The sequence below is a fragment of the Oerskovia rustica genome (genome assembly GCF_014836555.1).
Classification (GTDB): domain Bacteria; phylum Actinomycetota; class Actinomycetes; order Actinomycetales; family Cellulomonadaceae; genus Oerskovia; species Oerskovia rustica.
On sequence record NZ_JACSQQ010000020.1, the window covers coordinates 63,468 to 64,391 of the forward strand.

The window sequence follows — 924 nt, forward strand, 5'->3', positions numbered from 1 at the left end:
CCCCCCCCCCCCCCCCCCCCCCACCGCTCCTCCTTCTCATCCCGTGGCCCCCTGCCCGTGGTGCCGCGCGGCCCCTCGTCGGGTATCTCACATGAGTAGTTCTCACCATCAGAATGGCCGTCTGCCGCGGATCTCTACTCCTAGTATCGAAGCGTTCCCTCGTCGATCCTCTGGAGTCCCCATGCGCACGTCACGAGCAGCCCTCGCGCTGCCCCTCGCCCTCGCCGCCGTCCTCGGCCTGTCCGCCTGCGCGGGCGACGACGCCCCCGAGGAGACCACCTCGGCCTCGAGCGTCGAGAAGCCGGCCGCGGAGGAGACCCCCGCCGAGGAGGAGGCCGAGCCCGCCGCTGCGGGCACGGGCGACAAGCCCGCGTGGGCCGCGTCCAACGAGGTCGTCGGCACCACGCTCGGCACGGCCGAGGGCGACGGCTTCACCGTGGACGTCTACCAGGTGAGCACCGCGGTCGCGACGAAGACCGGCCAGTTCGCGGACGAGTCGGGCAAGCCCATCCTGAACCCGGGCGACGAGATCGTGTTCGTCAACTACGTCCTGACGAACACGGGCGACGCCGACCTGCCCCTGAGCTACACGGTCGTGGGCGTCGACGCTCGCTACGGCGACTGGCCCTACATGCAGGGAATGGACAGCATCGTCGACAGCGCGCTCTTCGAGGCCGCCGGTGTCGTCGACTCCCCGGTCGCCCCGGGCTCGGGCGAGGCGCCGTTCGTCCTCGCGCCGGGGCAGTCGGTCGCCTACGGCGAGAACTTCAAGTACCAGCCCGGCTCCCCCATCGAGTTCGAGGTCACGGTGACCCCGGCCGACGCCTCGGGCGACCTGAACCACGACCTGCGCCAGGAAGTCACGCTCGCCGCGACCATCTCCTGATCCACCGGGTCGCGGAAACGACCGAGCGGGGCAGGTCG

1 protein-coding gene is annotated in these 924 nt (G+C 71.2%); it reads left to right on the forward strand.

Features of this window, described 5'->3' with window-relative positions; all coding sequences use genetic code 11:
• Window positions 1-181 precede the first annotated feature (181 nt).
• Window positions 182-886 (forward strand): hypothetical protein, encoded by a 705-nt coding sequence (locus tag H9652_RS12710; RefSeq protein ID WP_191796574.1) that lies wholly within the window; start codon window positions 182-184, stop codon window positions 884-886.
• Window positions 887-924: the final 38 nt, after the last annotated feature.